The following is a 23,051-nucleotide window of genomic DNA, read 5'->3' on the forward strand; positions in this document are numbered from 1 at the left end:
CACGGGCTATGTCAAGCAGCTCAACGACCACCTCTGGGAGGGCAGATACTCTCCGGTGTGGCCGGACGGGAAAAAGCACTCCCGGAATGTCTATGGCCGTACGGAGGAGGAGTGTGAGGAGAAACTGAAAGCGCTGATCCTGGAAATGAATGCGGAGATCGCCGCCCTGCGTTCTGGGGCCAGCACGGAGTACCCCGACGGGGTAAGCCCCAAGAAGAAAGCCATTGCCGCATACCTGCGGGAGAATCCCGGCGTAACAAATAAATCCAAAATCGCAAGGGATTTGAACATGAATCGCACGACAGTGCAGAAATACTATGACGAGGTTCAGGCGGAGTTTTAACGGCAGGGCACAGAGTAAGTTTAAAGAAATGTAAATAATTTGTAAAATAGCACTCGTGACTGGTGAGTGCCAGTTGACATGATCGAAAAAATGTTCTATAATAAAAATGCCTCACACGAAAGGTGTGGGGGAGGAATATTGTTGTCAACCCTTTCTTCATAATTTCTGTCAGGAGACTGCACAGGAGAGCTTGAAGTTGGAGTGACTGACTGGGATCCCACCAGATGGTGGCCGCCGCCAGACACATCCAGAAGGTAGTGACACAAGCTTCCCGCTCAATTATAACATGATTGAGCATTGCAAACTGGGCAGTCGGTTTCCTTAGACACACACCAAACGGGTGAAGCAGGAGACTGCGTCAAACTGTATATCCGCCGACTGAGGGATGCTGCCCCCCGTGTCGGCGGATATTGCAATTGTAAGGAGATTTCATGACAAAACAGGAATGGTTGACCTCGGAAACTGTGATAGAGAAAAGTCGAAGATCATACGCGCATTTTGATTGTCGAACGGATATTGCCCAGCAGCGGTCCTATATATCCGTCCCCCAAAATATAGAACAGCATGGGTTTTACCCATTCATACATTATCAGCAGAGACAAGTTAAATTTAATAAAGAGACTGGACCAAAAGAGAAAAAACGAGATATTTGCTATGCGTCGCATATTGATCGCTGCATTTATCAGTATTATAGTTTCTTATTGGGGGAAAAATACAACCAGCGCGTAGTGAAAGATGGGCTATCAAATGTCGCTGTAGCATATCGGACAGATTTACATAAAAACAATATTCATTTTGCTAAGCGAGTAATCCAGTTTATTCGTAACAACTCGCCCTGCTACATTATGATAGGAGATTTCACTGGTTTCTTTGACCACCTGGATCATGGATATTTGAAGCAGCAATGGTGCTCGCTGATGGGGGTGTCTGAACTCCCGAAAGACCACTATAAAGTGTTTCGAAGTGTGACCCGTTACAGTACATGGGAATTATCAGATTTATTAGCTTTGAACAGCCTAAAAGATAACCGGGCAGGACGTAGAACGCTGAATTCGATGTTGCGTGTGCTGACACCAGAAGAATATAAGGCTAATTCTAATAGGAAACATATCAAACCGAATCCAGATGCATTTGGGATACCACAAGGTTCCCCAATCAGTGGACTACTTGCAAATGTTTACATGTTGGAAATAGACAAGACAGTCAATGATTTGATAACAGAGAAAAATGGCCTATATATGCGGTACAGTGATGACTTTATTGTTGTGTTGCCAGATACGGAATCAACAACTCGCCAAATTCTCAAGAATGTATCTACCAGCTTCAATAGCATTCCTGGTTTGGCATTGGAACCGAATAAGACTCAGTATTTCCGATATGAGGACACGAAGTTAGAGAACTGCGGCTCTTTGTTTGGGGTTCCTTTGGAAGGGCAAAAGAGATTCATTAACTTCCTTGGGTTTACTTTTGATGGTAAAACTGTATCGATTCGAATGAAAACTCTGGGTAAGTATTATTATCGAATGTACAGTAAGGCAAAGACGATACAGAAAAGTGGCAATTATTCCCCCAAAGGAAAACACATTAGCAATAAAAATTTATATGCTCTTTATTCAATCAAAGGTGCAAAGGGAAGCTGGATTACTCAAGTGGATGGAACGCAAAAATGGCATTCAGGAAACTTCCTATCGTATGTTCAACGAGCAACAAAAGAATTTGGATCACATGAATCACTGGAACGAGGTACTAAAAACCATATGGCAAAAATACGAAGGGCACTAGAAGGGAAAAAATAATACTCAGAATCTGCGCCGCTGTAAACAAGAAGAAGGGCCCCTTGAAAAAGGGCGGCCCTTCAAGTGGTCAAAGCTAAGAACCGTTTGTGGTATTTCTGTGGTCAAAACAAAAACACCTATTTTTGATAACACTTTTCGGAGGAAAAAGTAAAGAAAAAGTGCTGTTTTCGCAAGAAAACAGCACTTTTTTGGTCGGAGTGCCGGGATTCGAACCCGGGGCCTCTTGGACCCGAACCAAGCGCGATACCAAGCTTCGCCACACCCCGATGACAGCTTTTATATTATATTTTTTTCTTCTCATAATGTCAAGTGTAATATCCGTTTTTGTAAAAGAATAGGATTACAGTATGATAATCAATTATGGGAGGAGAAACTATGTATCATACAATATCGTCCACTGGACGCAAGAGAAAAAACCTCCGATCCTTCAGCGCTACACCTCCCAAACGTCCATCTAGCCGTTACCAGCAGGAACGGGTAAGATTGGCGCAGCTATTCATTTGCTTGCTGTTGTTTTTGACCGTGTTGATAGGGAAAGGGGCGTTTCCACAGCAGTTGATGCAGATGCGGGATCACATCTTAACCATGATCACAGATGATTTCGATTTTCAGGCAGCATTTTCTCGACTGGGAGAGTCGCTTTCCGGAGAAGGAAGTGTATTGGGCGAGTTTGGTGAATTTTGTGTGGAGGTATTTGCTCCGGAGTCTGATGAGCAGCAGACAGGCAGCGGGACGACAGCAGTCCCGGAACTAACAAGCTTGTTGACCTCGGAGAGCCAATTTTTCAGTCAAAATCCAGATTCAGCTGCATTGGCGGAGCACTATTTAAGTCCCAGTGGAAATCAAATGAACCTCTGGCCGGCAGGAGAGGACGACTCATATCAAGAGCCGGTACCAACACAGGCTCAACAGGTTCAGACGGAAGAACCAGAGGCCGTGGCAGCGGCAGGGACCGTCCTGCTCAAAGCCGATTACAGCGGCCAGCCCTTGCCTAATAATTATACTATGGACCAGTTATCACTGGGAGATTTGGAGACAGTTACGCCAGTTCTTGGACACATCAATTCTGTGTATGGCTATCGAGACCACCCGATCAACGGGAACTACCAGTTCCATGGAGGCGTTGATATAGGGGGACAAATGGGAGAGCCCATTCAGGCCTTTGCAGCTGGGACAGTAGAGTATGTGGGGCAGGATGACTCCTATGGGCTCTACTTCCAGATTGATCACGGGAATGGAGTCAAATCATTCTATGCCCATTGCAGTGCGGTTTGTGTGAAAAAGGGTGAGTCTGTTACATTGGGACAAAAGGTAGCAGAAGTGGGAGCCTCTGGTGCGGCTACTGGTCCTCATCTCCATTTGGAATTGAAGTGGAACCAGATGCACATAAATCCTATTTACTACATTGAGTATTTGACGGATCAATGAAAGTTGGAAAACTAGAGGCGACCGGGAGCTTTTTTTTGGTCTGGGCCTGGCTCAACTATGTGGATGGCCAGGGAATTGTTCCCTGGGCAATGCTGGCTTGTGTCCTGCATGAGGTGGGACATTACGGTGCGATTCGATTTCTGGGCGGAGACATTCGGCTGATTCGTCTGACAGCGGTAGGAGGAGAGATGGGGCTTGCACGCCCATTAGGTTACTGCCAGGAAGGAATAGCAGCTTTAGCCGGGCCAGGTGTTAATCTTTTGTTGGCGGCATTCTTGAGTCAGCTGGGATGGGGGTATACATTTGCTGGCATCAATCTTATGCTGGGATGCTTTAATCTGATGCCGATTTCCCGCCTGGATGGTGGGCGGGCACTTTTTTGTACGTTGGCACTGTTGCTGGGGCCGAGCTGGGCTGAACTGATTTTGAAGTGGCTGTCGGCGGCCGCTACCGCACTTATTTTGGTACTTGGAATGCTGGTAATCGGGCTGGGAGGAAACCTAACTCTTCTTTTGGTAGCTGTTTGGTTGGTGGCAGTTTTTTTCAGTGGGAAAAAGAAGGGAAATAGGGCTTGCCATATGAGCTGGAAACGGTTAAAATAGTTGACACGCGCCAGGCGCTTAGACTGGAGGGTCAACATGAACCGCATTTTGGAGCATATCCTGCCAAATGTACAAAAACCTGCCCGGTATACCGGCGGAGAATATAATGCTGTGGTCAAGGATAGGCAATCTGTGACCACCCGCTTTGCTCTGTGCTTTCCGGACACCTATGAAATTGGTATGTCCAATTTGGGCTGCCGTATTTTATACGGGGTGATGAATCAGGAGAAACATATCTGGTGTGAGCGTTGTTACGCGCCCTGGGGAGACATGGAGGAAGAGATGCGCCGAGAAGGGCTGCTTCTCTATGGGCTGGAGAGCGGGGATCCAATCTGTGATTTTGACATCATTGGGTTTTCCCTTGGGTATGAGATGGCCTACTCCAATGTGTTAAATATGCTGGATTTGGCAGGACTCCCGCTGCGCAGTAGTGAGCGCACCGATTTAACGCCCCTGGTGATAGCGGGAGGGACCTGCTGTTACAATCCGGAACCTCTGGCTCCTTTTGTGGACTTCTTTGTTCTGGGAGAGGGAGAGGAAGTCACGCTGGAGTACATCAAGCTGTATGAAGTGGCCCGGGACGATGGCTGGAGCAAGGAAGAGTTCCTTCAGGAAGTTGCCCAGATTCCTGGGATTTATGTGCCGTCACTCTACGACGTTTCCTATTGGGAAGATGGACGGGTAAAGGCCATTACGCCGAAAGATGGGGCACCCGCTACCGTGACCAAGCGCATCATTCAAAATATGGACCAGGCCTATTTCCCGGTGAAGACCATTATTCCTTCCACTGAGATCGTCCATGACCGGGTTATGCTGGAGCTGTTTCGGGGCTGTATTCGAGGGTGCCGGTTCTGCCAGGCGGGTTATGCATACCGGCCGGTGCGGTCCCGGAATCCGAAGTTGTTGGCGGAATATGGAAAGGCTGCCTGTGAGGATTCTGGTTATCAGGAGATGACGCTGTCCAGCTTGTCTTCCACAGACTATCCCTGCCTGATGGAGCTGTGTGACGATTTGCTGGAGTATTGTGCGCCCCGAGATATTGGTTTGTCTCTGCCCTCTCTCCGGGCGGATACCTTCTCCATGAACTTAATGGAGCGGTTGCAGCGGGTGCGGAAGGGCGGCTTGACCTTTGCACCAGAGGCCGGTACACAGCGCCTGCGGGATGCAATCAATAAAAATCTCCGGGAAGAGGACCTGATGCAGTCGGTCCGTACTGCCTTTTCCGGGGGCTGGAGCGGAGTGAAGCTCTATTTCATGCTGGGACTCCCCACAGAAACCGATGAGGACGTGCTGGGCATTGCGGACTTGGCTCGGAAGGTCTATTTTGCTTGGAGGGAGTGCACGCCCAATAAGGCCAGGGGAGTGAGAATTACGGTGTCCACCTCTTGGTTTGTCCCCAAGCCCCATACGGCTTTTCAGTGGGATGCGCAGATCCCAGTGGAGGAGTACCAGAGACGGGTCAATCTTTTGCGGGACGCCTTAAAGCGGGACAAGTCTATCACCTATAATTGGCACGACCCCCAGACTAGCTATTTGGAGGCTATTTTCTCCCGGGGAGACCGCCGCTTGGCCGATGTACTGGAGTGGGCCTGGCAGCACGGGGCGAAGATGGATTCCTGGAGTGAATATTTTGACTACCAGCGCTGGATGGACGCCTTGGACGCCTGTGGGCTGGACGGAGATTTTTATGCTCACCGGGTGCGGGAAAAGGATGAGGTATTCCCGTGGTCGGTGCCCAGCGTGGGCGTGAGCCGGGACTTTTTGTGGCGGGAGCGGGAGCTGTGTTACCAATCCCAGACGACCCCCGACTGTCGGACCCGCTGTTCCGCCTGTGGAGCCAATCAACTGCTGACGGGAGGTGGCCGCTGTGGCTGATCGCCTGTTGTTTTCCAAAACAGGGCGGGCAAAGTACATTTCCCATTTGGACCTGATGCGCACTTTCCAGCGCGCGTTTGCCCGGGCCCATATTCAGATCAAACACACGGAAGGGTTTAATCCCCATCCCTTTGTCTCCATTGCGCTGCCCCTTTCTGTGGGGTATTCCAGTCAGTGTGAGATTTTGGAGTTTACCTTATTGGGCGGGGCCAGCCCAGAAGAGGTGCCGGAGCGGCTAACAGCCGCGATGCCGGAAGGGATTGTAGTCCATCAGTGCTATCCGGCCCAAAGAAAGCTGAAAGAACTGGCTTACATCAACTACATTATGAATTTTGAGTATCCGGAGGGAAGACCCCAGGAGGCGGAGCCGGCGATGCGGGAGCTGCTGTCCCGTGAAAGCCTGGTGGTGCACAAGAAATCCAACAAGTCCAAGCAGGGCTATACCGAGGTGGATTTGATCTCCTTGATACGGGGCTGGAATTTGGAGTGTCAGAGCGATACCATGACGTTGGACGCCGTCCTGTGTGCTCAAAATCCAGGCCTGAATCCGGAATTGATTCGCGCTACGTTTTGTGAGTGTTATCCACAGTTTTCTCCCGATTTTGTTACGTTTCACCGAAGAGATGTGTTAGATCAGGAGGGGCATCCCTTCCGATAAACAAAAAGCCATCAACTGCAACAAAGAAAAAGGGGAGTGTTCGTATGGAAAAGCCGACTCAGTACACGTTGACCTGGGAAGTAACCGACGATATGACAGCCAAGCGGATCGGCAACGCTGGAGCCAAGATTTTGTCCACACCCAATATGCTGGCTCTGATGGAGGCCACCGCGCTGGAGCTGGCCAAGTTCTATCTGGAGGACGGAATGACCACCGTGGGCGCCGAGGCCCATGTGCGCCATCTGGCTCCCACCCCGGTGGGAATGAAGGTTTCGGCTACTGCGACCTTGCGGTCTATTGAGCGCCGGAAGATGTGGTTTGACCTGGAAGTGAACGACGAAAAGGGAAAGTGCGGTGAGGGCTCTCATTTGAGAATCATGGTGCCCAACCGGGACCGCAGCCAAAATGGGTAAAGAATCCGGAAGCTGGGCTTGCCAAGAGTGGAAATGAGTGATATAATATTTCCGCTTTTGAACTGATCAAACACAGAAGGGAACGATAGCACCATGTCCGGACATTCCAAGTGGCACAATATACAAAAGACCAAAGGCGCGGCGGATGCCAAGCGCTCTCAGATTTTCACCAAGATCGCCCGTGAAATGATCGTCGCCGTAAAGACTGGCGGCAGCGGAGATCCTGCCAACAACTCCCGTCTGGCCGCGGTCATTGCCAAGGCTAAGGCCGCCAATATGCCCAACGACAATATCAAGCGTACCATTGATAAGGCTTTGGGAGCCGGCAGCACAGATAACTTTGAAAGTGTGGTCTACGAGGGTTACGGCCCCAATGGTGTGGCTGTGATTGTAGAGGCGCTGACGGACAACCGTAACCGCACCGCTCCTGAGGTGCGCCACCTGCTGGATAAGTACGGCAAGGGCCTTGGCGCCACTGGTTGTGTGTCCTGGTCCTTTGACCGCAAGGGTGTGATCGTCCTGGATTCCGAGGATCTGGATGAGGATACCGTGATGATGGACGCTCTGGAGGCCGGAGCGGAGGACATGCAGGCGGAAGACGAGGTCTTTGAGATCTACACCGATCCAGACTCCTTTAACGACGTTGTGGCCGCCCTGGAGGGGAAGGGATATACTTTCCTGGAGGCAGCGGTGCAGATGGTCCCCCAGAACTACGTGAAGCTCACCGACGAGGCAGATATCAAAAACATGGAAAAGCTCATTGATCTGCTGGAGGACAATGACGACGTGCAGAACGTCTACCACAACTGGGATCAGGATTAAATCATGCATATGTCAATGCCCGGGCGGAGGGATCTCCGCCCGGGCATTTTGTTTTCGAACAATGGGTTACCCTCGGGTGAATAGGGCTGACACGCACACGGCCACGGACAGGCAGCCCAAAGTGCCTACGGTGCACAGGGCCATCAGAGAGATGAAGGCCTCTGCCGAAAGCCTTCGTCGGTTTTTCACCATCAGGACCACACTCACGACGCAAAGCAGTGCGCCCAGCAACAGCAACATGACGCGGGACCGGATCTCTTCGGGAAGGACAGACAGCACGGGGATACCACCTTTCATAACGGAGTCTGTGTCCTCTGTCTGGGCTAGAAAATGCCATTTGTCAAGCACAGGATGCAATGATTTTAACACCGTAGTGGTAAAAGTTCGTTAATAGGCTGTGAACGAACTGTAAAAAGGCGGGAAAGGGCAACCTTTCCCGCCTTTTTGCAAGTAAGCCTGTAAGCCGGGTTCTGTCTTTTAAGACAGCCATCTATCTCGACGCACCGTTGCCGATACGCTCAAGCCGCCTCCCTGGGACAGCCGGGCCGGCTCTATGTCCCTCCACGGCGTTGCTCCGGATAGAGTTTACAGCGGCGGACTGTTCCCAGCCGTCGGGTGAGCTCTTACCTCACCTTTCCACCCTTACCTCGCCGGCGCAAAACAGTCGTTTTACACCGGCGGGGCGGTATATCTCTGTTGCACTTTTCCTAGGGTCGCCCCCGGCGGGTGTTACCCGTTATCCTTGCCCTACGGAGCCCGGACTTTCCTCACAGACGGGCCTTTCGCCCCGCCTGCGCGGCTGTCCAGCTTACTTGCCTAGTTATGATACAGGAAAAGCACTTAGATGTCAAACTCTTTTCTGTGGGGAGCGGCGGATGGACCTTGGGGTTTCGATTGAATTTTTCCTGTAACTATGGTAAACTATTGGATTGTGAAGAAAAAGATGGAAGGAGGACACATCATGTCCACCATTGCAGAATATCTGGAGTCCTTGCGGGGAAAATCCATTGCTGTCATCGGAATGGGAGTCAGCAATACACCTCTAATTCGTATGCTGCTGCGGTCCGGTTTGAAGGTAACGGTCTGCGATAAAGCGCCCCGAGAGCGGGTGGAGGAATTGGCGGCCGAATTGGAGAGCTTAGGTGCTAAGTTCCAGCTTGGACAGGAGTATTTGTCCAAGTTAAGCCGGTTTGATGTGATTTTCCGCACGCCGGGCCTGAGCCCCAACACTCCGGAGCTGCGTCAAGCGGTGGAGAAGGGGAGCGAACTGACCTCAGAGATGGAGCTGTTCTTCCGTCTGTGCCCCTGCCGGATTTTGGGTGTGACGGGAAGCGACGGAAAAACCACCACCACCACCTTAATCAGCGAATTTTTAAAGGAAGCTGGGTATAATGTCTATATTGGTGGCAATATCGGCAAGCCCCTTCTGCCGGATGTAGCAGGTATGGTGCCGGAAGACATGGTAGTGGTGGAGCTGTCCTCCTTCCAGTTGATGAGCATGGACCGCAGTCCCAATGTGGCGGTGTTTACCAACCTTTCTCCCAACCACTTGGACTATCACCACACTATGGAGGAGTATACGGCGGCCAAGCTGAATATTTTCCTCCACCAGGGCAAGGAAGACCGGGCTATTTTCAACTACGACAATGACATTACCCGTTCCCTGTCTAAGCAGGCGCCTGGTAAGGCGGTTGTGTTCAGCCGTAAGCAGCGGCTGGAGGAGGGCGTCTATCTGCGGGATAACGCCATTTGGTTGACCAATGAGATGGGAAACCGAGAGGTTTTACCTCTGGATGAGATCCTTCTTCCCGGTGTGCATAACATCGAGAACTACATGGCCGCCATTGCCGCGGTGGACGGCCTGGTGCCCGACAAGTGTGTCCGGTCTGTGGCCAAGCGCTTTACTGGGGTAGAGCACCGAATTGAGCTGGTTCGAGAGCTCAATGGGGTGAAATATTATAACGATTCCATTGGTACCAGCCCTACCCGTACCATGGCCTGCCTGGACTCCTTCTCTCAGAAGCTGATTTTAATTGCAGGCGGATACGACAAGGGCGTTCCCTTTACACAGCTTGGGGTGGAAATGGTACAAAAGGTCAAAACGCTGATTCTGTGCGGGGCTACCGCTCCTGCCATCCGTAAGGCGGTGGAAGAGGCCCCCGGCTATGCAGACAGCGGGCTGGAGTTGATAGAGACCCATGATTTGGCGGCGGCAGTGGCGGCGGCGCAGGCTGCGGCAAATGCCGGTGATATTGTGATTCTTTCGCCGGCCTGTGCTGCTTTTGACCAATTTAAAAACTTTATGGAGCGCGGAAAGGTGTTTAAGGAGCTGGTCAACGCGCTCTGACCGCAGGAGGAGTTCCGTTTTGGATTACAATGAGGTATTAAGCAGCCTGTGTGCTCTGCCGGGGCCCAGTGGATTTGAAGGACCGGTGGTTCAAAGGGCGGCAGAATATATGAAGCAGGTGCTGCCGGAGGTCTCCATAGATTCCATGGGGAATCTCCTGGGGGTGCTCCGGTGCGGAAAGAAAGGGGCAAAAAAGCTGCTGTTGGATGCCCACCTGGATGAGATTGGGTTTATAGTGACCGGCCATGAGGAGGGATTTTTGCGGTTTGCGCCGCTGGGCGGGGTAGACCCACGTATGCTGCCGGACCGGGAAGTGACCATCCTGACGCAGCCGCCCATGTTGGGCGTTGTGGCCTGTTTGCCGCCCCATATTCAGACCAGAGAGGATATGAACCGTTCTCAGCCGATCCGGGAGCTTTATATCGACGTTGGGCTGTCCCAGGAGGATGCCGAACGGCGGATTCCCATTGGGACACCGGCCGTGTACCGTACGGGCTGTGTCCCGATGGGGGATGAGCTGCTGTGTGGGAAGGCGCTGGATGACCGGGCCTGCTTTGCGGTACTATTGGATGCCTTAGAGCGGCTGGACCGGGAGCAATTGGATGTAGACCTCTATGTACTGGGCTCTACCCAGGAGGAGACCCACAGTACAGGTGCCATCACGGCAGCCTATGGGATTGTGCCGGATTTGTGCGTGGCCGTGGACGTGACTCATGGCGACAGTCCGGATGCCTCTAAGGAGAAAACCTTCCCCTTGGGAGAGGGACCTGTCATTGGTGTAGGACCTAACTGCACAGCCTGGATGGCAGAGCGAATAAAGCGTCTGGCTAAGGAACTGGATGTGAGCTATCAGATGGAGGTCATGTCTGGCTCCAGCGGGACCAATGGCTGGCCATTGCAGGTAAGCCGGGAAGGGGTTGCTACAGCAGTCCTTTCCCTGCCGCTTCGGTATATGCATACCCCGGTGGAGACGGTCAGCAAGGAGGATCTCACCCATACAGCCCAGCTGTTGGCAGCCTTCCTCCAGGGAGTAGGAGGGGAGGTGCCCAGCTATGCTTGAGCAGTTGAAGGAACTTTGCCGTTTAAACGGCGTGTCTGGAGATGAGGGGCAGGTCCGTGCCTTTATCCGTCGGCAGGCAGCCCCCTATGGGGATGAGCTGCGCAGCGACCCGCTGGGTAATCTTATCGTTTTTAAGAAGGGACGCCGGTCCACCGGGCGTCAACTGATGCTGTGCGCCCATATGGACGAGGTAGGCGTAATTGTGACGGGGATCACCGAGGATGGTATGCTTCGGTTTGACTTTGTGGGTGGCGTGGACCGCCGGGTGGCAATTGGAAAGCCGGTCCGGCTGGGGCCAGATGGCGTTTTAGGCATCATTGGGCTAAAGGCCATCCATCTGGTCAGCCGGGAAGAGGAAAAAAAGGTCCCAAAGACGGAGTCTCTCTATATTGATATTGGCGCCAAGGATAAAGAAACTGCCCAGAAGAAGGTGCCCCCGGGAAGCTACGGTGCTTTTGTTGGAGAGCCGGAGGAGCTAGGAGACGGGCTTTTGAAGGCAAAAGCGATCGATGACCGTATTGGTTGCGCCATTATGCTACAGCTAATAAAAGAGGAATTGCCCCTGGACGTTACCTTTGCCTTTACTGCACAGGAGGAGGTTGGGACCCGAGGGGCCTTTGGGGCCGCCTTCTCGGTCACCCCTCAGGTGGCTTTGGTGTTGGAGACGACCACAGCTGCTGACCTGCCATCGGTGGAGGGACACCGGACGGTTTGCGCACCGGGAAAGGGACCGGTGATCTCCTATATGGATGGGGCCACCATCTATGACCGCGGGCTATACGAGACGCTGCGCCGGCTTGCCCAGGACCATCAGATCCCCTGGCAGACCAAGGAGTATATTGCGGGGGGAAACGATGCCCGCACCATACAGCGGACGAAAGAGGGAGTTCGAGTGGCTGCCATTTCAGCCGCTGTGCGATATCTCCATGCCCCTGCCAGTGTAGGCAGCCTAGCGGATTTTGAGAATATGCTATCGTTGACCCGTCTGTTTTTACAGGAGATGGCTGAGCAGCTCTGATTCCAGAAACGGAACGGGATTCCCTCCCACTTCCAAGTAAGGCGAGGTGCGAACGGGGAAAAGGAGGTACTATGGATCAATTTGAACAGCTTAAGTCCCTGACACAGGCTTTCGGCCCATCGGGAGATGAAGGTGGAATCCGGCAAGTCATTATGGACTTGGCAAAGCCATGGGCCGATGAAATGAAAGTGGATGTGTTGGGAAATTTAATTGTCCACAAGCAAGGCCAGGGACCGAAGGTGCTGCTGTCCGCCCATATGGATTCCATTGGCTTTATTGTAACCCACATAGAAAAGGAAGGCTTTTTACGGGTCGGCCGACTGGGTGGCATCAGCCCCAAAGAGGCGGCCTATACCCCGGTCCGTTTTCGAAATGGAGTTCGAGGCGTCGTCGTTCCCGAGGAGAAGGCGGATTTTGGAAAGCTGAAGCTGGATGAGTGCTATATAGATATCGGAGCCAAGGATGACACCACAGCAGCCTCCATGGTGCAGGTGGGAGATACCGCAGTGTATGATTCTCCGGTGTTCCAGAGTGGAAGCAAGGTGGTTTCGCCCTATTTGGATAACCGAATCTCCTGCGCTATTTTGCTTAGCGTATTGGAGCGCCTGTCCCAGGTCCCCAACGATCTGTATTTGCTGTTCAGTGTTCAGGAGGAGGTCGGTCTGCGGGGGGCCAAGACAGCGGCGTGGTCCGTGGCTCCGGACTATGCTCTGGCCGTGGATGTGACTGATGTGGACGACACTCCGGGCAGTGAAAAGGCCGGGACAGTCCAACTGGGGAAGGGAGCGGCCATCAAGGTGATGGACTCTTCCGTCATATGCCACCCAGAGGTGGTGAGCCGACTGGAGCGGTTGGCTAAGGATGGAGGCATTCGGGCCCAGAAGGATATTATGCGCGGCGGAGGGACAGATGCCGGAGCCATCCATGTGGCGCGAACCGGAGTGCGGACCGGCGGCATCTCTGTACCCTGCCGGTATATTCACACCCCGGTGGAGATGGCCGACCTGGAGGATATGGAGGCCTGCATCCAATTGGCAGTTGCCTTTGTCCAGTCGGGGCTTGGGGCGTGAGTTCCAAGCAGAACAATATCAAAGAGAGATAGGAATGAAGCAACAGTTATGTCGTTACAAATAGATGAGTCCGTCCGTGCCCTTGGAAAGCGGGCGCAGGAGTCCTTGCGGGAGGAGTTTGCCCGGATCGACGCGGTGGCGGAGGAGAATGCGGCCCGTGTGTTAGCGGCCTTTCAGGAGCACCGGGTTGCAGAGGGTTATTTTGCCGGTACCACCGGCTACGGCTATGATGATTTGGGCCGGGACAAGCTGGATGAGATTTATGCCACGCTGTTTGGCACAGAGGCAGCCTTGGTGCGCCTGCAGTTTGTGAACGGGACCCACGCTATTGCCGCTGCCCTCTTCGGTGCATTGAAGGCAGGAGATGTGCTGGTCTCTGCAGTTGGAGCACCCTATGATACCCTGTTGGGGGTCATTGGCGTAGGGGAGAAGGGCCATGGGTCGTTGAAGGATTATGGGGTGGAATACCGCCAGGTGGAGCTGGTCAATGACCAGCCGGATCTGGAGGGAATGGCGCAGGCTGTGTCCGATCCCAGGGTGAAGGCTGTGCTGATTCAGCGCTCCAAGGGGTACTCCACCCGGGCGTCTTTGTCTGTGGAGGAGATTGGCCAAATGTGCCGCATCCTCAAAAAAGCCAATCCTCAGGTATCCATTCTGGTGGATAACTGCTACGGCGAGTTTGTGGAGACTCTGGAGCCGACGCATGTGGGAGCGGATCTGGTGGTGGGCTCCCTGATTAAGAACCCTGGTGGTGGATTGGCTCCTACGGGAGGATACATTGCTGGGCGCCGTGATCTGGTGGAGGGAGCCGCCATGCGTCTGACGGTACCTGGAATCGGCGGCGAGTGCGGCTGCACTTTGGGACAGAATCGTCTGCTCTATCAGGGCCTTTTCCTGGCCCCTCATACCGTGGCGCAGGCGGTAAAGACGGCGGTATTTGCGGCAAAAGTGATGGAGCTGTTAGGGTATGAGACGGAGCCCAGGTCCGACCAGGTGCGCCATGACATTATTCAAATGATCCACATGCGGGAGCCGGAGGCTCTGAAAAAGTTCTGCAAGGGGATCCAGTTTGGGGCTCCTGTAGATTCCTATGTGACCCCGGAACCCTGGGATATGCCTGGATATGACTGTCAGGTGATCATGGCGGCGGGCGCTTTTATCCAGGGAGCATCCATTGAACTGTCTGCGGATGCCCCTATGCGTCCCCCGTACACAGTATATCTCCAGGGCGGATTGACCTTTGAATCGGGCAAATTAGGGGTTCTGCTGGCTGTACAAGAGCTGATGAACCGCTAGTCATAGTCCAAGCTACCTCCCGAATAGGGTAAACCGATGGGGAGGTGAAGCGGATGAGGCGTGGTGGTGTCAATCTACGCAGGGCGTGGGTTCGCCACAGGGTTCGAATTGGCCTATATGGGAGAAAAGAGCACCTATCCCCGATCAGGCGGCCAGTTCCGCCTGTTGTGATTACAATAGGAGTTGCCCTTCTCCTTGGAATAGGAACCATTGTTTGGATGCAGACGAAGCTGCGCCCAATGGTGGCTCAGGCGGCCCAAAGTCAGGTCCAAAATACCATAGTAACGATCATGGACCAGGCGGTAGCTGAGAGCTTGGACAATGGCTCAGTAGAGTATGAGGATCTGGTCTCCATTCAACGAAATGGACAGGGAGAGATCATCTCCCTCACCACAGATTCCGGGGCAATGAATCAATTGCGTTTAGAATTGGTGTCGGATGTATGTCAGGCGCTGGATGGAATTGAGATCTCTGAGCTGAAAATCCCATTGGGCAGTTTGCTGGATTCGGAGCTGGTATGGGCCAGAGGACCCTATATTACTGCACGGGCCTTATGGGTAGGAAGTGTGTCTGCAGAATATGAAAGTGACTTTTCCTCCGCAGGTGTAAACCAGACCATCCATCAAATTTGGTTGGACCTGTCAGTTCCCGTAACTGTGTTGTTACCTGGCGAGTCCCTTGCAATATCCGTCCAAACAAGTATCTGCATTGCAGAAACGGTCATTGTGGGACAGGTGCCACAGTTTTATACATGGCCTGCCGATTCTTCAAACGAATAGATACGAGAAGTGAGGAAGGTGCAATTCCCAATGATATCCGTCCTACGGGAGGCTGTTGATGACATTTTACGGTACTGCATACAGATGATTCCCTGTATGGCGGTGGCTGGCATCGCTTTTTTCCTGCTGCGGCCTCTCCGAATGCGCCGCCTAAACCGATTGGGGTGGCTGAGTCCATGGCCAAGAGAGCTGGCCTTGTTTGTGTTTATTCTCTTTTTGGCTGGGTTAGCTGGGCTGACCCTGTTCCCCTCCAATCTGTGGAGTTATGTCATGCAGCCCAATCGTTACCCGGAGGATGTGACGTTTTGGAGCTTTTATCCCACCTATCCGCAAATTATGGAGCGAATTGATCAGCTGCCCCAGGAGCTGCCTCGAATTATGACTCCATTTCCCTACGGGTTGGAGTGGCATTTTGCCTCTTACTGGTTTGCATTCCTGTTTTTTGGAAATATTTGTATGTTTATTCCGGTGGGCTTTTTTTCTGCCCTGCCGTGGAGAAAGGCGCACTGGTGGAAATCCTTATGTGTAGGATTTTTCTTATCTTTTTTTATTGAATTTGTTCAATTCTTTATTAATCGCGGAACCGATCTGGATGACTTGATTTTAAATACATTAGGGGCACTGGTGGGCTATTGGATCTATTGGCTGCTGCGTGTACTATGTCCCAAACAGGTATCCCGATTTCATTGTCAGTCCAGGGAAGGAGAAGTATACCATGGATGAACGATCTAAGATTCAAAGCCTCCGTGAAGAACTGGAACGGGCAGGCTATCAATATTATGTGAAGGATGATCCAATTCTCTCCGACTATGATTACGACCATAAAATGCGTCGTCTAGAGGAATTGGAAGCGCGCTATCCAGACATGGTGACCCCCGATTCTCCTACACAGCGGGTAGGGGGGCAAGCGCTGGAGTCTTTTTCCCAGGTACAGCACAAGGTTCCCCTGGAATCCTTGCAGGATGTATTTGATTTTGATGAGCTGCGTGCCTTTGATCAGCGGGTAAGAGGCGTGACGCCGGATGTAGATTATGTGGTAGAGCCAAAGGTAGATGGCCTGTCTGTTGCGCTGGAGTATGTCAACGGACAGTTTGTCCGGGGAGCTACCCGTGGAGATGGACGGGTTGGTGAGGACGTGACCGAGAATTTGCGTACCATCCGATCCATTCCACTGCGGATTCCAGGTGCCCCACCCAGCTTGATTGTGCGTGGGGAAGTGTTTATGCCTAAAAAAGTATTCCATTCTCTTAATGAAGAACGGGAACGAAGGGGAGAGGCCCTGTTTGCCAATCCACGAAATGCGGCGGCAGGCTCTTTACGGCAATTGGACCCTAAGGTGGCAGCTGCGCGGAGACTGGACATTTTGGTGTTCAATGTACAGTGGGCAGAGGAGGTCTCCTTTCAGACCCACTTGGAAACGCTAGAATACTTGGAACAAAAGGGGTTTAAAGTAATTCCACATTACAGTTGTGATGAGATTTCTAAGGCCACTGCCTATGTTGACCAAATCGGAGAACAGCGGGAACAATTCTCCTTTGATATCGACGGTGCGGTCGTAAAGGTAAATAGCCTGTCAGACCGTGCCAAGCTTGGTTCTACGGCGAAATTCCCTCGCTGGGCGGCAGCTTATAAGTATCCGCCCGAAATCAAGCCCTCACGCTTAACCGATATTGTGGTACAGGTGGGACGCACGGGGGTATTGACTCCAAAAGCGGTTTTGGAACCGGTTCGTTTGGCTGGAACAACGGTAACGGGAGCTACACTTCATAACCAGGACTTTATTTCAGAAAAGGATATTCGCATTGGGGACACAGTTTTGGTCCGAAAGGCAGGAGAAATCATTCCGGAAGTGCTGTCTGTTGTGATGGACAAGCGCCCAGAGGGTACACAGCCTTATTACCTTCCACAAGTTTGTCCGGTTTGCGGAGCTCCCGTCGAACGGGACGAGGATGGTGCTCATGTCCGGTGTACCGGGGCGGAGTGTCCGGCACAGCTGCTTCGCACCTTAGCTCATTTTGCCAGCCGGGACGCCATGGACATTGACGGATTGGGGATTGCGGTAGTTGAGAACTTGGTGAATGCTGGTTTGGTAAAGACTCCGGGCGATCTTTACTTCCTAAAGGCGGAGGAGGTTGAAAAGCTGGAGCGCATGGGGAAGCGGTCCGCACAAAATCTCATTCAGGCCATTGAACGCTCGAAGGAACAGGATCTTTCCCGATTGATCTATGCGTTTGGGATTCGTCAGGTGGGACAGAAGGCGGGGAAGATTTTAGCTCAGCATTTTCATAGCCTGGAGGCCTTGGAGCAGGCTACCATGGAGGACCTGGTAGCGGTTGATGATATTGGTGAAATTACAGCTCAGAGTATTTTAGAATGGATGAGAAGTCCCCAGAGCCAGCATCTCATGGCCCGACTGCGGGAAGCAGGAGTCAATACGCAGGCGGCAGAGCAGGGGGAGGACCTTCGATTTGCTGGAATGACCTTTGTCTTAACAGGCGGTCTGGAGCGCTTTACCAGAGACCAGGCAGCGGAACTGATCGAACAAAGAGGTGGAAAGGCATCCGGCTCTGTGTCCAAAAAAACTACCTATGTAGTGGCAGGGGAAGGGGCCGGCTCCAAATTGCGGAAGGCCCAGGAGCTGGGGATTCCAGTGCTGACGGAAGAGGAGTTTGTAAAGATGATGGAGTGATCCCCCATAACTCATGAAATTGAACCAAAAGAGAAGGAGGAAGGTTTGTATGCAGCCTTCAAAGGTCTATTTTACCAATTTACGTACAACCATTGGCGTAAGTCAGTTGGATAAATTGGAACGCCTAATTAAAGCGGCAGGAATTGAAACCATTGATTTTGACCATAAGCTGACAGCAATTAAAATGCATTTTGGAGAGCCAGGCAACTTGACATTTTTACGGCCCAATTATGCCAAACGGGTGGCGGATCTTGTGAAGTCCTTGGGTGGTATTCCCTTTTTAACGGATTGCAATACCTTGTATCCGGGACGGAGAAAGAATGCGTTGGAACATATTGAAAGCGCCTATGAAAATGGGTTTACACCCTTTTCTACCGGCTGTCAGATCTTGATCGGAGATGGCCTGAAGGGTGACGACGACATTGAAGTACCGGTCCGAAACGGGCAATATGTGAAACGGGCAAAGATCGGACGAGCGGTGATGGATGCGGATGTATTCATCAGCTTGTCTCACTTTAAAGGGCACGAAATGACTGGCTTTGGAGGCACGATCAAAAATATTGGCATGGGATGCGGAAGCCGCCGGGGAAAAATGGAACAACATGCGGCGGGCAAGCCAGCTGTAAATGAGAAGCTCTGTGTTGGGTGCCGTCAGTGTGCCAAACAATGTGCCCAAAGTGCGTTTTCCTATGTGGGCAACAAAGCCAAAATTGACTATGAGAAATGTGTGGGGTGCGGGCGCTGCATTGCGGCCTGCCGATTTGATGCTATTTATGGCCCCAACGATGACGCAAATGAGATGCTGAACCGGAAAATGGCGGAATATGCCATGGCAGTTGTGGATGGGCGTCCTAATTTCCACATTAGCCTGGTGATCGATATCTCTCCCTATTGTGATTGCCATGGGGAAAACGACATGCCCATCCTCCCGGATGTGGGAATGTTTGCGTCCTTTGACCCCGTGGCCCTGGATCAGGCCTGTGTGGATGCCTGTTTGCGGCAGCAGCCCATTCCGGGCAGCCTTCTGGATGATAACCTCCACAAGGAGGGATTTTGTGATCACCACGACCACTTTATCAATACAACGCCTGAGGCGGAGTGGCAGAGCTGCTTAGAGCATGCGGAGGCAATTGGTCTGGGAAGCAGAGCCTATGAGTTAGTGGAAGTATGAGAGGAAATAAAAGCTGGGGACTCCAATTGGAGTCCCCAGCTGTTCATTTGGAGGTAGATGGCTTGTCAAAGGCAGGATTGACGAAATAGATATTTTTCGAGTTCATTTTTTCCTTACACAGGCGCAGACATTCGCCAAATCGCTGGAAGTGTACAATTTCTCTCTCGCGGAGGAAGCGAATCACGTTGTTGACGTCCGGATCGTCCGATAGACGCAAGATGTTATCATATGTCAAACGTGCCTTTTGTTCCGCAGCCAAGTCCTCGGTCAGATCGGCGATTACATCTCCGGTTGACTGGATAGAGCTGGCGCTCCAAGGGAAGCCGGATGCCGCAGTGGGGTAGATTCCGGTGGTATGGTCCACAAAATAGGGAGCAAAGGAAGGACAATTTCGAACTTCCTCATCCGATAGGTTTCTGGTGAGCTGGTGAACCACAGCAGCCACCATTTCCATGTGTCCCAGTTCCTCGGTGCCGATATCGGTCAAAATCCCCTTGCCTTCCGCATAGGGCATGGCGTAACGCTGAGAGAGGTACCGCATGGCGGCACCCGCTTCTCCGTCCGGCCCGCCATACTGGCTTATAATGGCGGCAGCTAAACGAGGATTTGGAGTGGCAATTTTAACAGGGAATTGCAGCTTTTTTTCGTAAAGAAACATACGTTATTTCACCTCGTTTTGCTGATAATTCCAGGGCCAGGGATCTTGCAGCCACCGGTAGCTTTCTCCGGCTGCAGCCCCCGCTCTGGTGATGGGGCCGAATTTGGACTCGTAAGCGGCTTTGGCGGCCTTTTCCATTGCGGAATATTGCTTGAATAAGGTGAACGCCTCCGTGTCGTTGGGATGGGTATCAAGATAAATCCCTAATTCCAGCACAACGAACTCCAACGCCTGGAGCTCTGCTAAAGGAGTGTCAGGGAGTTTGCTTCCATCTACACTGAGGTGAAAGGGTAAATTCAAGCCAGGAAACAGAGTCCCGTTGCTCAATGCTTCATTTTGGGCGTATTTATTGGGGTTATCCTGCTGAAACGGAACATAGGGAACCGATAATCCGGCGCAGGAAGGCATCGTACCATAATTATCTGGGCAGCTGGGCAAAGGACAGGAGCTGCCGTTTTCTTGATTCAAAGAGTTTCCCTCCTCGGTTGGATTTGGAGACTCAAGGTCCCACATCCCATTCTATGCGGGAGGGGGAATATTGGACCTGTCCTGTTCCATAGGATAGGGAGGAGGTGGTGTGTGGATGAAGCGTGGAGTGTGGCTTGGCTGTTGTGTATTGGCTGTTGTGATCGTTCTGTCTTGGGTTATTGTATTTTTCCTGGAACAAGAGACACCGGCTTTGCAGCCGACATCTGTTACGCAGGCCAGTACACTGATTTTAGACGCTGGGCATGGGGGAGAAGATGGGGGAGCTGTCTCCATTACAGGGGTGCCGGAGAGCCAGATCAACTTGGAAATTGTTCAGAAAATGGATGGAATTTTGGGATTTTACGGTGTTTCCCCTATTTTGCTGAGAACCGAGGACCGCTCTCTTCATGACAGCAGTGCATCAACACTGCGGGAAAAGAAGGTATCGGATTTAAAAAATCGAGTAGAGGCAATTGAAGCTGTGCCAAATGGGATTCTGGTCAGCATTCATCAAAATACATATACAGATAGCCGCTACCATGGGACCCAGGCGTTTTACGCCCCAACCGATGGGTCATCGGAGCTAGCAGGTTATATTCAGAGTTTAATTCAGATGAAGCTACAACCGGATAATAATCGGAATTGCAAACAAATTCCGGATACGGTATATTTAATGAACCATATTTCCTGTCCTGCTGTGTTAGTTGAGTGCGGTTTTTTGACCAATCCGGAGGAAGAGGCTCTGTTGAGGGAGCAGCAATATCAGAAGAAATTGGCTGCGGTGCTATCTGCTGCTTGGCTGACTGCTGGCCAAGCGTAGTCATTTACAAGGTAAGAAAAATTTGATACAATAAATAATATTTTGTTGACCAAAGAAGAGGAGTCCAAACGATGAAGGTGAAAACCTTATTTTACTGTACCGAATGTGGGAATACTACGCCAAAATGGCAGGGAAAATGCCCGGCCTGCGGAGCTTGGAATACCATTGTTGAACAGCCGGCAGAGCGCGTCAGCAGTAAATCAAGTCTGGCATCCAGGAGGATCACAGAGCCGGGCATTCGTATGCACCAGCCAAAGGCGATGCATGAAGTAGAGACAACGGATGAGCTTCGTTTTTGTACTGGTATGGGAGAGCTGGACCGTGTCCTGGGTGGGGGAGCAGTAAAAGGGTCTTTGGTTCTGGTTGGCGGTGCGCCGGGGATCGGAAAATCCACGTTGATGTTGCAAATTTGTGATAATCTCTGTCGGTTTGCTACTGTGTTGTATGTATCAGGAGAGGAGTCAGAACGGCAGATCAAGCTCCGGGCAGAACGGTTAAAGGTGAGGGGAGAGGGACTGTATCTATTGGCGGAAACCAATTTGGAAAATTTGGTGGATGCCGTTCATACCTTAAAGCCAGATGTCTTAATTGTTGACTCCATACAAACGATGTACAATGGAGATGTCAATTCAGCGCCAGGCAGCATTTCTCAGGTAAAAGAATGTACTATGACTTTGATGCAACTGGCGAAGGGAGAAAATCTTACCGTTTTTGTAATTGGCCATGTGAATAAGGAGGGCTCCATTGCCGGGCCAAAGGTGTTGGAGCATATGGTAGACTGCGTGCTGTATTTTGAAGGAGAACGGCACATGGCCTATCGAATTTTGCGAGCGGCGAAAAATAGATTTGGAACTACCAATGAGATCGGTGTGTTTGAAATGGAGGATGGGGGTCTTGTGGAAGTCCCGAATCCATCTGAGGCGTTGCTGGCGGGCCGGCCGGCAGACGCTCCTGGCACATGCGTGACCTGTGTAATGGAAGGGGCCAGACCGGTGCTGGCAGAGATTCAAGCGTTGGTGGTGCCCAGCAGTTTGGGAAATCCAAGACGGGTCAGCAATGGGTTTGATTATGGAAGATCTATGTTGCTATTGGCAGTATTGGAGAAGCGCGGAGGGCTATTGATTGGGGGCTGCGACGCATACCTGAATGTCATTGGCGGACTATATTTAGATGAACCCGCCGCTGATCTAGCGACCGTTTTATCAATGGCGTCCAGCTTTCGCGATCGGCCCGTACCCAATGATTTGGCCGCTATTGGTGAGGTGGGTCTGACTGGAGAGCTCCGCGCGGTCAGTGCATTGGGACAGCGTCTGGCAGAGGTTCGTCGGCTAGGATTTCAGAAATGCTTGATTCCTAAGCGAACTCAGGGGAAACTAATTGTACCGGAAGGATTAGAATTGATCCGCGTGTCCAATATTCGGGAGGCTCTGTCCATTTTGCTGTGAGTGAGGCAGTTGGACTGGCACAAAATTGATACAACCCCGTTCCATGGGAATGCCTGCGGAGGATGCTCTGGATAAGGAACAGTAGCCATCCTTTTGGTAGACGCAAGGATCAGTACAAGGAATCAATCCCATAACGAAGCACCTCGATTTAACCAGACTATTTATTATGATTAGCATATCCAAAAGATATAGGTATATACCCACGGAAATGCTTTCTTTTGGTTGACAGTTCGTGCCCCAAGCGGAAGAACTTTGGCTCTGCTTGGGGCGCTTTTTATATTTTGGTGAAGGAT

Annotated in this window: 21 protein-coding genes, 1 tRNA gene, 1 other RNA gene and 1 pseudogene; 19 read left to right on the plus strand and 5 right to left on the minus strand. The window is 51.8% G+C overall.

From position 1 onward, the window contains the following. Nucleotides 1–343 (plus strand): annotated as a pseudogene (locus B5E43_RS15050) (site-specific integrase); the annotation flags it as partial. Nucleotides 344–774: 431 nt separating this feature from the next. Further along, on the plus strand, nucleotides 775–2,139 hold the full coding sequence (gene drt2, locus B5E43_RS04155; protein WP_087288217.1) for an antiviral reverse transcriptase Drt2: 1,365 nt from the start codon (nucleotides 775–777) through the stop codon (nucleotides 2,137–2,139). A 189-nt stretch (nucleotides 2,140–2,328) separates the two neighbouring features. Here the strand turns inward: drt2 and B5E43_RS04160 are convergent. Next, nucleotides 2,329–2,405, minus strand: a tRNA-Pro gene (locus tag B5E43_RS04160). A gap of 109 nt (nucleotides 2,406–2,514) precedes the next feature. Between B5E43_RS04160 and B5E43_RS04165 the strand changes: the two genes are divergently transcribed. From B5E43_RS04165 to B5E43_RS04190, 6 genes are all read left to right on the plus strand, one after another. Continuing rightward, entirely contained in the window at nucleotides 2,515–3,567 is a 1,053-nt protein-coding gene (locus B5E43_RS04165; RefSeq protein WP_158098957.1) for a M23 family metallopeptidase, read from the plus strand. Further along, nucleotides 3,564–4,169 (plus strand): peptidase M50, encoded by a 606-nt coding sequence (locus tag B5E43_RS04170; protein WP_206406920.1) that lies wholly within the window; start codon nucleotides 3,564–3,566, stop codon nucleotides 4,167–4,169. The genes B5E43_RS04165 and B5E43_RS04170 overlap by 4 nt, the downstream gene beginning before the upstream one ends. Nucleotides 4,170–4,205: 36 nt before the next feature. Further along, nucleotides 4,206–6,044, plus strand: coding sequence for a TIGR03960 family B12-binding radical SAM protein (locus B5E43_RS04175; RefSeq protein WP_087393923.1), 1,839 nt, complete (start codon nucleotides 4,206–4,208; stop codon nucleotides 6,042–6,044). Continuing rightward, nucleotides 6,037–6,702: a TIGR03936 family radical SAM-associated protein gene (locus B5E43_RS04180; protein WP_087393925.1), complete on the plus strand. Its 666-nt coding sequence runs from the start codon at nucleotides 6,037–6,039 to the stop codon at nucleotides 6,700–6,702. The genes B5E43_RS04175 and B5E43_RS04180 overlap by 8 nt, the downstream gene beginning before the upstream one ends. Nucleotides 6,703–6,746: 44 nt before the next feature. Then, entirely contained in the window at nucleotides 6,747–7,115 is a 369-nt protein-coding gene (locus B5E43_RS04185; RefSeq protein WP_087393926.1) for a thioesterase family protein, read from the plus strand. A gap of 93 nt (nucleotides 7,116–7,208) precedes the next feature. Continuing rightward, on the plus strand, nucleotides 7,209–7,937 hold the full coding sequence (locus tag B5E43_RS04190; RefSeq protein ID WP_087393928.1) for a YebC/PmpR family DNA-binding transcriptional regulator: 729 nt from the start codon (nucleotides 7,209–7,211) through the stop codon (nucleotides 7,935–7,937). Nucleotides 7,938–8,003: 66 nt separating this feature from the next. On the opposite strand, the gene B5E43_RS04195 is transcribed toward B5E43_RS04190, so the two are convergent. Together B5E43_RS04195 and rnpB are read right to left on the minus strand one after the other, a co-directional pair. Beyond that, the gene (locus tag B5E43_RS04195; RefSeq protein ID WP_143382940.1) at nucleotides 8,004–8,234 is read right to left on the minus strand and encodes a hypothetical protein; all 231 of its coding nucleotides are present in this window, start codon (nucleotides 8,232–8,234) and stop codon (nucleotides 8,004–8,006) included. Nucleotides 8,235–8,380: 146 nt separating this feature from the next. Continuing rightward, an RNA gene (gene rnpB, locus B5E43_RS04200) (RNase P RNA component class A) lies at nucleotides 8,381–8,752 on the minus strand. 146 nt (nucleotides 8,753–8,898) lie between these two features. Between rnpB and murD the strand changes: the two genes are divergently transcribed. From murD to B5E43_RS04245, 9 genes are all read left to right on the plus strand, one after another. Continuing rightward, entirely contained in the window at nucleotides 8,899–10,284 is a 1,386-nt protein-coding gene (gene murD / locus B5E43_RS04205; protein ID WP_087393932.1) for a UDP-N-acetylmuramoyl-L-alanine--D-glutamate ligase, read from the plus strand. Between the two features lie 19 nt (nucleotides 10,285–10,303). Beyond that, nucleotides 10,304–11,344, plus strand: coding sequence for a M42 family peptidase (locus tag B5E43_RS04210; protein WP_087393933.1), 1,041 nt, complete (start codon nucleotides 10,304–10,306; stop codon nucleotides 11,342–11,344). After that, a complete protein-coding gene (locus B5E43_RS04215) occupies nucleotides 11,337–12,362 on the plus strand; it encodes a M42 family metallopeptidase (RefSeq protein ID WP_087393935.1) in 1,026 nt (341 codons plus the stop codon). Before B5E43_RS04210 ends, B5E43_RS04215 begins: the two co-directional genes overlap by 8 nt. A gap of 71 nt (nucleotides 12,363–12,433) precedes the next feature. After that, on the plus strand, nucleotides 12,434–13,432 hold the full coding sequence (locus B5E43_RS04220; RefSeq protein ID WP_087393937.1) for a M42 family metallopeptidase: 999 nt from the start codon (nucleotides 12,434–12,436) through the stop codon (nucleotides 13,430–13,432). A gap of 48 nt (nucleotides 13,433–13,480) precedes the next feature. Further along, on the plus strand, nucleotides 13,481–14,728 hold the full coding sequence (locus B5E43_RS04225; RefSeq protein ID WP_087393939.1) for a methionine gamma-lyase family protein: 1,248 nt from the start codon (nucleotides 13,481–13,483) through the stop codon (nucleotides 14,726–14,728). Nucleotides 14,729–14,781: 53 nt separating this feature from the next. Beyond that, nucleotides 14,782–15,507, plus strand: coding sequence for a sporulation protein YunB (gene yunB / locus B5E43_RS04230; protein ID WP_087393942.1), 726 nt, complete (start codon nucleotides 14,782–14,784; stop codon nucleotides 15,505–15,507). A 96-nt stretch (nucleotides 15,508–15,603) separates the two neighbouring features. Next, nucleotides 15,604–16,230, plus strand: coding sequence for a VanZ family protein (locus B5E43_RS04235; protein ID WP_158098959.1), 627 nt, complete (start codon nucleotides 15,604–15,606; stop codon nucleotides 16,228–16,230). Beyond that, the gene (ligA, locus tag B5E43_RS04240; RefSeq protein ID WP_087393946.1) at nucleotides 16,223–18,196 is read left to right on the plus strand and encodes an NAD-dependent DNA ligase LigA; all 1,974 of its coding nucleotides are present in this window, start codon (nucleotides 16,223–16,225) and stop codon (nucleotides 18,194–18,196) included. The genes B5E43_RS04235 and ligA overlap by 8 nt, the downstream gene beginning before the upstream one ends. 49 nt (nucleotides 18,197–18,245) lie before the next feature. Further along, the gene (locus tag B5E43_RS04245) at nucleotides 18,246–19,367 is read left to right on the plus strand and encodes a DUF362 domain-containing protein (protein WP_087393948.1); all 1,122 of its coding nucleotides are present in this window, start codon (nucleotides 18,246–18,248) and stop codon (nucleotides 19,365–19,367) included. Between the two features lie 43 nt (nucleotides 19,368–19,410). On the opposite strand, the gene B5E43_RS04250 is transcribed toward B5E43_RS04245, so the two are convergent. Beyond that, nucleotides 19,411–20,025: a manganese catalase family protein gene (locus tag B5E43_RS04250; protein WP_087393950.1), complete on the minus strand. Its 615-nt coding sequence runs from the start codon at nucleotides 20,023–20,025 to the stop codon at nucleotides 19,411–19,413. 3 nt (nucleotides 20,026–20,028) lie between these two features. Then, nucleotides 20,029–20,493, minus strand: coding sequence for a spore coat protein CotJB (locus B5E43_RS04255; RefSeq protein WP_242964705.1), 465 nt, complete (start codon nucleotides 20,491–20,493; stop codon nucleotides 20,029–20,031). Between the two features lie 115 nt (nucleotides 20,494–20,608). Here B5E43_RS04255 and B5E43_RS04260 point away from each other — a divergent pair, with 115 nt between their 5' ends. Together B5E43_RS04260 and radA are read left to right on the plus strand one after the other, a co-directional pair. Beyond that, entirely contained in the window at nucleotides 20,609–21,313 is a 705-nt protein-coding gene (locus B5E43_RS04260; protein WP_087393952.1) for an N-acetylmuramoyl-L-alanine amidase, read from the plus strand. 71 nt (nucleotides 21,314–21,384) lie between these two features. Next, nucleotides 21,385–22,758, plus strand: coding sequence for a DNA repair protein RadA (gene radA, locus B5E43_RS04265; protein WP_087393954.1), 1,374 nt, complete (start codon nucleotides 21,385–21,387; stop codon nucleotides 22,756–22,758). Nucleotides 22,759–23,051 lie beyond the last annotated feature (293 nt).

It is taken from the genome of Flavonifractor sp. An100 (assembly GCF_002161175.1).
In the GTDB taxonomy this organism is placed as follows: domain Bacteria; phylum Bacillota; class Clostridia; order Oscillospirales; family Oscillospiraceae; genus Lawsonibacter.

Bases quoted from the DNA above. Each gene is read 5' to 3' on its own strand.
- drt2 (WP_087288217.1), top strand. From the start codon at position 775: ATGACAAAACAGGAATGGTTGACCTCGGAAACTGTGATAGAGAAAAGT.
- B5E43_RS04165 (WP_158098957.1), top strand. From the start codon at position 2,515: ATGTATCATACAATATCGTCCACTGGACGCAAGAGAAAAAACCTCCGA.
- B5E43_RS04170 (WP_206406920.1), top strand. From the start codon at position 3,564: ATGAAAGTTGGAAAACTAGAGGCGACCGGGAGCTTTTTTTTGGTCTGG.
- B5E43_RS04175 (WP_087393923.1), top strand. From the start codon at position 4,206: ATGAACCGCATTTTGGAGCATATCCTGCCAAATGTACAAAAACCTGCC.
- B5E43_RS04185 (WP_087393926.1), top strand. From the start codon at position 6,747: ATGGAAAAGCCGACTCAGTACACGTTGACCTGGGAAGTAACCGACGAT.
- B5E43_RS04190 (WP_087393928.1), top strand. From the start codon at position 7,209: ATGTCCGGACATTCCAAGTGGCACAATATACAAAAGACCAAAGGCGCG.
- B5E43_RS04195 (WP_143382940.1), bottom strand. From the start codon at position 8,234: ATGAAAGGTGGTATCCCCGTGCTGTCTGTCCTTCCCGAAGAGATCCGG.
- murD (WP_087393932.1), top strand. From the start codon at position 8,899: ATGTCCACCATTGCAGAATATCTGGAGTCCTTGCGGGGAAAATCCATT.
- B5E43_RS04215 (WP_087393935.1), top strand. From the start codon at position 11,337: ATGCTTGAGCAGTTGAAGGAACTTTGCCGTTTAAACGGCGTGTCTGGA.
- B5E43_RS04220 (WP_087393937.1), top strand. From the start codon at position 12,434: ATGGATCAATTTGAACAGCTTAAGTCCCTGACACAGGCTTTCGGCCCA.
- B5E43_RS04225 (WP_087393939.1), top strand. From the start codon at position 13,481: ATGTCGTTACAAATAGATGAGTCCGTCCGTGCCCTTGGAAAGCGGGCG.
- yunB (WP_087393942.1), top strand. From the start codon at position 14,782: ATGAGGCGTGGTGGTGTCAATCTACGCAGGGCGTGGGTTCGCCACAGG.
- B5E43_RS04235 (WP_158098959.1), top strand. From the start codon at position 15,604: ATGGCGGTGGCTGGCATCGCTTTTTTCCTGCTGCGGCCTCTCCGAATG.
- ligA (WP_087393946.1), top strand. From the start codon at position 16,223: ATGGATGAACGATCTAAGATTCAAAGCCTCCGTGAAGAACTGGAACGG.
- B5E43_RS04245 (WP_087393948.1), top strand. From the start codon at position 18,246: ATGCAGCCTTCAAAGGTCTATTTTACCAATTTACGTACAACCATTGGC.
- B5E43_RS04250 (WP_087393950.1), bottom strand. From the start codon at position 20,025: ATGTTTCTTTACGAAAAAAAGCTGCAATTCCCTGTTAAAATTGCCACT.
- B5E43_RS04260 (WP_087393952.1), top strand. From the start codon at position 20,609: ATGAAGCGTGGAGTGTGGCTTGGCTGTTGTGTATTGGCTGTTGTGATC.
- radA (WP_087393954.1), top strand. From the start codon at position 21,385: ATGAAGGTGAAAACCTTATTTTACTGTACCGAATGTGGGAATACTACG.